The organism is Armatimonas rosea, from assembly GCF_014202505.1.
Taxonomy (GTDB): domain Bacteria; phylum Armatimonadota; class Armatimonadia; order Armatimonadales; family Armatimonadaceae; genus Armatimonas; species Armatimonas rosea.
The window spans coordinates 1,688,048-1,694,696 of the sequence record NZ_JACHGW010000001.1; the positions used below are offsets into that span (position 1 = coordinate 1,688,048).

The following is a 6,649-nucleotide window of genomic DNA, read 5'->3' on the forward strand; positions in this document are numbered from 1 at the left end:
AACTATACCCGCTCGACCCCCGGAAACCAGCGCAGGAGCTCCTGGACAACGAGCTTATGCCCCGCTTCGTTGGGGTGGTTGCTCTGGGAGAGAAGCGCCTCACGCGGCGTGCCCTCGGCGATGGTGCGCTCCCAGCGGGCGAAGCTATCGGCCAGCCCGAGGCTATTTCTCTCCGCCAGCTCCCGCACCTGCGCGGCGTGCTTGCGTAGCTCGACCAGGTCGCCGTTGTCCAGAGTCGGCGTGCAGCAGATCAGCGGGACTTTCTTTTTCTGCGCCGCCTGGATCATCTGCCCCCAGGCCGCCGCCGCCCGCTCCAGCCCGAGCCGCCGGTCGTTGAGGCTGTAGTCGATCAGCAGCAGATCGGGCCGGTGGCAGAGCACCTCGGCCTCAAAGCGCCGCGCACCGCTCTCCGACTCCTCGCCGCCAATCGCCGTGACAATCACGTTGAGCACGGCATGGGGAAAGTGCTCCTTGAGCGCCCGGTGGAGCAGGTGCGGGTAGGCGTGAAAGCTATCCACAACGGGCGTCTTGAAGTACCCGGCGGGCACACTATGGCCATGACAGACAATATTGACCAGCCGGTTGGACGGCCACGTCTTGCGCAGCTCCTCGGTGAGGGGCGCGAGATAGGTCTTGGGATCAGCGAGCATGGCACTATTATGCCGCAAGTTCGTGCGCTGTAACTTCCTGGCTTGAGGGCGTATCTTTGGAAAAGCTATGATTTTCACGCAGACTCCGCCCAGTCTTCAGCAGCTTGCTCAGGCGTTTCAGGCCGCCTACGATGCCAAGCGTTACTTAGAGGCGAGCGCACTGGGCCTCTACGCGATCTCTTTAGGGGAGCGCCAGCCCGAGGCGCTCTACAACACGGCCTGTGCACTTGCCCTCGCAGGGGACCGCGACCGGGCGTTCTCGGTGCTGGAGCAGGCGCTGAAGGTGGGCTTCGACGATGCCCCGCTCCTCAAGAAAGACTCGGACCTTGAGAGCCTGCGCACCGACTCGCGCTGGGCGGGGATTCTGGCGCGCACCGAAAAGGCCGCCGAGAAGCGCCGCCTCGCCCTGGCGAACCCGGACCGTGCGCCGTTTGTCACCGACGATATCCCGCGGTTTTGGGCGGCCTACGACAAGGCAGTTGCGGTTCCGCCGGGGGCACAACGCGCCTCGATCTTCCAGAGCGAGTACTTCGATAAGGCGACGCCGGGGATGAAGGACTGGGTGCGGGTGCGCCGCGCCAGCGCGGCGGGAGTGGCGGGCTTTGTGACAGCAAACCCGAAGTTCTTTGCCGCAATTCGCCCCGCGACCTACGAGATCGCCAAGCAGCGCCCGGCGACGGTCGCGGCGTTTCGCAAGTTCAAGGCGCTCTACCCCGACGCCCAGTTTCCTGCCTCGACTTTCTGTATCGGGGCGTTCTACGGCGGCGGGACGGTCTCGGGGCGGAGCCTCTTGATGAGCGCGGAGATGTACACCGCCACCCCCCAGACCCCCACCGACGAGCTGGGGCGCTGGCAGAAGCTCGTGCTCACCCCGACCCACGACCTGCCGTTTATCATCGCCCATGAGATGATCCACTTTCAGCAGCGCTACAACACGCTGGACATGACCCTGCTGCGCGCCTGCATCCAAGAGGGGAGCGCGGACTTTTTGGGTGAGCTCTGTTCCGGGAGCGTGGGGCAGTTCCACGAGCGCGAGGTCTTTCCCTACGGCAACGCCCACGAGCGTGAGCTCTGGGAGAGGTTTCAGCAGGACATGCTACGCTTCGATAGGCAGAAAGTCTGGCTCTACTCCGACAGCGGCGAGGGCAAGCGCCCCGATGACCTCGGCTACTTCATGGGCTACAAGATCTGTGAGGCGTACTACAAAAACGCCGCGGACAAGAAACAAGCCGTCCACGATATCCTCCACATCTCCGACTTCAGAGCGTTTCTTGCCGCCAGCCGCTACGCCGAGAAGTTTCGTTAGAGCCCTAGTTCCGCCACAAGGGCCGCGACCGAGCTGGGGCGCGCGGCTTTTTCGGGGCTGGTAGCGCGGGCTAGGACGGCTCTCTCCTGCTCCGTGGCGCTCTCCCCGAGGGCGAGCAGGGCGAAGCGGGCGACATTGAAGACATTAGTTTGTGCGTCGATGGTGTCCCCTTTGAGAAACTCCTCCGGGGCCATGAGGCGTGAGCTGCCCCAGTTGCGGTTGGTGGTGAGCGAGAAGCTCGGGGCCTTGACACACAGGTCCCAGTCGAAGAGCCAGGGCTTCTTGTTCTCGTAGTCGTAGATCAGGTTGCCCTCGTAGAAGTCCACGAGTGTCCACCCCGCCGACGTGACTGCGGCGAGCGCGGCGAGGATCACTTGGAGTGCGGCGCGGCGCTCGGTGTCGGGGAGGGTGTAGAATTTTTCGCGGGCCTCGGGCGTATTGAGGGTCTCGCCCGAGACAAAGGGGTAGATCAGCAGCACGCCATCATCGACCCCCGACATCAGCAACGACGGAATTATATTCTCGTGGAGGTTGGCCGTGCTGAGCTCCGCCTCGACCGCGGCACGCTCCTGGAGGGCGTAGGGGAAGAACTTGATAAAGAGCGCTGGGGTGCGCCAGGCCAGGGTGGCGCTGTCGCTCTTCTCAAACGGGCAGGCATCGGGGAGGTTGGCGGCAAGCCACTGAAACGCGGTCATCGAGAGAAGGAGGGGCTAGCGAGGATCGAGCAAGACCGCCCGTAGCTCGTCGCGGTAGAGGGCCTGCCCGACCAGCTGTCCCTTGTTGTTGAGGCCATGGAGCTCAAGCACGTGCCAGTGGCCCCGGCTCTCGATCAGGTCGTCCACGAAGTGTTTCTTGCCCTCTGCCCATAGGACGCCGCCTGCGCCCACACTCTCAAATTTCTCCGCCTGGTGCCCGGCGACCCAGCCGCGGTCGTTGATGGCCGTGGCGACTCCGGGGAAGAGAATCTCGGCGGAGCTATTGGGACGCCAGCGGAGCGCACGGGTGGGGAACCCCTCCTCGGTGTCGTCGTCGGCGAGCATGCCCGTTCCCACCAAGGTTCCGGTGGCATTGACTGCGGTCGCGCGGCCGGTCTTGCAGCGTGCAGGGAGCGGGAGCCAGGCGATCTGGTTGCTCTTCCAGACCACAGGGACATCGCCCTGGGCCACATGGACAAAGCCCGCGACCCGACCATCCGGGCAGAGGACACGCGCCTCGGCGGCATCGGAGAGCCAGCGGAAGATCGTCCCCTTGAGAACCCACGCCTGTCCCAGCGGGAGCCCCTTGCTCTCGGTAGTGCCGACAACCGTCCGGCCCTCGGCGATATCACGCGGCACGACACGCTCGCCCGGCTGCGTCTGGATCGGGAGCGCCTCGAGCTGCCCCTTACGCCAGAAAAGCCCGGATTTACCGTCTTCGATCGCCACCTCACCCTTGGGGTTGATGCCCCAGGCATAGGTGCCCGGACCGGCGAGAAAGTGGATCTTACCCCGCTCCCAGAGCGCCGCGCGATCGTCGCACGCCCCCGCAATAGTTCCGGCATCGTTGATTGCCAGACGCGAGCGTAGGCCAAACTTGGCGCTCGGGTTCGGCCCGGAAAGATCGACAAGGTGGTAGCGTAGTGGTGTCATCTCACCGTATTGTACGGCATTTCTTGGGAAAACGTGACCCGCTGTGCGTTTTGCCACGCTGTCCGGCGAAGGTGGCGTAGCTGAACCGAGCCCTTCCCAAAGCGACAGAGGAGCCAGTTACCTAGCTCCAGCGCCTCCCGGTGGGTGGTGCGTAGCGCTCCAAGATGCCGACCCGTCACGCGCCCAAAGTCATCGAAGCTGGCGTGGAGGGCCTTATCAAAGAGAGGATCAAGAGCGAAGAAATCCGGCGCGAGGCTCTCCCATGCCAGAGCGGGAGGGCGGGTTGCGACAAGCACGGGGGGGAGATCGACGGTGATGTGTGCGGTCATCGCGCGCAGGAGCAGGGTCTGGAGCAGAGCGCCGGGATCGGTGCCGCGCCGGAGCCGTCTGTCTCCTGCAAGTGCCAGGTACGGCTGCCAGTGGGGCAGGCTTGCACGGTTGGCGTAGGCCGCGTAGAACGCCTGCTGCTGCGCCGCTGTGACCGTCGGGTAGCGCAGGGGGACCGTGGGGATCAGGCGCGTCACGTGGAAGTACGCCACCGCAAAGACATCTGCCAGGGTCCCCTCCTGCAAGAAACGCTCACGCTCCGCGGCGAGGGTCACCGACGCTGGCCGGTGCGCTGGAAGAGCATCTGGGCATCGCGGCGCTTACGGTCCTTGGGCTTGAGCCGCTCGTAGCTCCCATCGGGCTTGAGCTCTCGGGCTTGGACATTGTCGGCGAGCAGGGTCGCCAGGACTTTATTGACCACGTGTGCCTTGAGCTTGGGGTTCTCGATGGGGAAGACCACCTCGACACGGCGATCCAGGTTGCGCTGCATCAGGTCGGCGCTGCCCGCGTAGAGCTCCGGCTCGCCGCCATTCTCAAAGTAGAAGATGCGCGCATGCTCTAAGAAACGCCCCACAATGGAGACTACCCGGATATTCTCCGACCAGCCCGGTAGGCCAGGCAGCAGGCAGCAGATACCGCGGATAATGAGCTCGACTCTCACTCCTGCACCCGATGCCGCGTAGAGGAGCTCGATCATCTCGGGGTCCACCAGCGCGTTCATCTGGAAGATCAGGCGGGCGGGGCGGCCTGCCTTGGCGTGCTCGGCCTCCCGCTGGATGCGGCGGGCCATCTCCTGGCGCAGGTTGATTGGGGCGACCAGGAGCTTGCGAAACTTAGTCTGCCGTGAGTAGCCCGTGAGGTAGTTGAAGAGATCGGTGACATCCGCCCCGAGCTCGGGGTCGCAGGTGAGGAGCCCCAGGTCGGTGTAGAAGCGGGCGGTGGTGGCGTTGTAGTTGCCGGTTCCCAGGTGGACGTAGCGCTTGATCCCATCGGCCTCTTTTCGGACAATCAGCAGGCACTTGGAGTGGGTCTTGAGCCCCATCAGGCCGTAGACCACGTGAACACCGGCTTGCTCGAGCTGCCGTGCCCAGGCGATATTGTTCTGCTCGTCGAAGCGGGCCTTGAGCTCGACCAGAACCGCCACTTGGGTGTCCACATCGCGGGCCGTGACCAGGGCGGGAACCAGCGGCGAGTTGGCCCCGACCCGGTAGAGAGTCTGCTTGATCGCCAGGACGTTCTGGTCCCGCGCCGCGGCCTCGACCAGGGCGAGCACGGGCGCGAAGGAGTCGTAGGGGTGGTGTAGGAGGATATCGTTGCTGGCGATCGCGCCAAAGATATCTTGCCCGGTGGAGAGGGTGGCGGGGAGGCGGGGGACATAGGGCTTGTCCTTGAGATCGGGGCGGTCTACCTTCATCAGCTCCATCAGCGATGAGTACCCGAGCTCGCCGCCGAGGCTCGCGCCCGTGGCAACCAGGTTTCGTGGGTCCATCTCTAGCCCCTCGATCACCAGGTTGCGGATGGTCGTGGGCATGGCTTCCGTCACTTCAAGGCGGGTGACAAAGCCAAAGTGGCGCTTGTTGATATCGGCCTCGACCGAGCGTAGCAGGTCCTCGGTCTCGTCCTCTTGGATCTCGATATCGGCATCGCGGGTGACACGGAAGGGGTAGACCGCACGGTGGTTGACATCGAGCCCGGGAAAGAGCGCTCCCACATGGTGGGCGATCACCTCCTCGATCCAGACAAAGCGGGTTGTGGTGCCGGTCGGGACGAGGCGTGGGAAGGTCGCGGGGATCTTCATGCGCGCGAAGCGCTGGCCCCGGATCGGGTCGTTGACCACGATGGCGAGGTTGAGCGAGAGGTTGGAGATATGGGGGAAGGGGTGCCCATGATCGACCGCGAGCGGCGTCAGAGTCGGGAATACCTCGGCCTCAAAGAAGCGCGCCAGGTTGGTTCTTTCGTCGGCGGTGAGCTCCTCGTAGGTGACCACCTCGATCCGCTGGCGCTTGAGCAGGCGGCGGAGCTCCTTCCAGCAGTCCTGAGCCAGCGCGGAGAGCCGGGCGACCTCTACCCCGATCTGGTCCAGTGCCTCGGTGGGGGTGAGGCCATCAGCGGCCACATCCGCGACCTGGGCGGTGCGCTGCGCCTGGAGCCCCGAGACCCGGATCATGAAGAACTCATCGAGGTTGTTGCCAAAGATCGCGAGAAACTTCACGCGCTCTAGGAGAGGGTTGGTCTCGTCCCAGGCCTCTTCGAGCACACGGGAGTTGAAGGACAGCCAAGAAAGCTCACGATTGATGTAGGGCATGCGCTCGGGGGTGAGCGTCTCTGTTTCCGCAGACATACCGCACAGTTTACCGCAGGTGGGGATGTGCGGGGATTGAAAGCCCCGGCACAGGGGAGGGAGCGCCCCGTGGGCGCGGAGAGCGCTTGTTTCTGCGCGTCCTCGGGACGCTCCCTAATCCGCAAACGGGGCATTCATCGAAAAGGCGCGTGGAAACCCCGGCCTTCAGGCCGGGTGAGGAAACGTGATGCCAGGAGTCCCTTGGGACGGATGGCTGGACAGATACCCGTCTCGGGGAGGGAGCGTCCCGGGGGATCTTGCTAAATTGAGCTTGGTTTCTCCACTCAGGGCTGGATTTGTCCGAAGCCCTCGGTGCTACAAGAAGCCCTCGGTGCTACAAGAAGCCCTCGGTGCTACAAGAAGCCCTCGGTGCTACAATAGGGTTTGGGAAAACGTA

General features: G+C 64.2%; 6 protein-coding genes. 1 reads left to right on the plus strand and 5 read right to left on the minus strand.

The window, feature by feature from the left end; genetic code table 11:
- Positions 1-2: 2 nt before the first annotated feature.
- The gene (locus HNQ39_RS07815) at positions 3-650 is read right to left on the minus strand and encodes an SGNH/GDSL hydrolase family protein (protein WP_184193414.1); all 648 of its coding nucleotides are present in this window, start codon (positions 648-650) and stop codon (positions 3-5) included.
- Positions 651-717: 67 nt separating this feature from the next.
- Between HNQ39_RS07815 and HNQ39_RS07820 the strand changes: the two genes are divergently transcribed.
- Entirely contained in the window at positions 718-1,956 is a 1,239-nt protein-coding gene (locus HNQ39_RS07820) for a TPR end-of-group domain-containing protein (protein ID WP_184193416.1), read from the plus strand.
- Here HNQ39_RS07820 and HNQ39_RS07825 read toward each other — a convergent pair.
- From HNQ39_RS07825 to ppk1, 4 genes are read right to left on the minus strand one after another with little or no spacing between them, the layout of a single operon-like run.
- Positions 1,953-2,651, minus strand: a complete 699-nt coding sequence (locus HNQ39_RS07825; RefSeq protein WP_184193418.1) for a protein kinase family protein — start codon at positions 2,649-2,651, stop codon at positions 1,953-1,955. The two genes, HNQ39_RS07820 and HNQ39_RS07825, sit on opposite strands and share 4 nt — an antisense overlap.
- 15 nt (positions 2,652-2,666) lie before the next feature.
- Positions 2,667-3,584 (minus strand): hypothetical protein, encoded by a 918-nt coding sequence (locus tag HNQ39_RS07830; protein WP_184193420.1) that lies wholly within the window; start codon positions 3,582-3,584, stop codon positions 2,667-2,669.
- On the minus strand, positions 3,581-4,186 hold the full coding sequence (locus HNQ39_RS07835; RefSeq protein WP_184193422.1) for a DUF5995 family protein: 606 nt from the start codon (positions 4,184-4,186) through the stop codon (positions 3,581-3,583). The genes HNQ39_RS07830 and HNQ39_RS07835 overlap by 4 nt, the downstream gene beginning before the upstream one ends.
- On the minus strand, positions 4,183-6,252 hold the full coding sequence (gene ppk1 / locus HNQ39_RS07840; protein WP_184193424.1) for a polyphosphate kinase 1: 2,070 nt from the start codon (positions 6,250-6,252) through the stop codon (positions 4,183-4,185). The genes HNQ39_RS07835 and ppk1 overlap by 4 nt, the downstream gene beginning before the upstream one ends.
- Between the last annotated feature and the right edge of the window lie 397 nt (positions 6,253-6,649).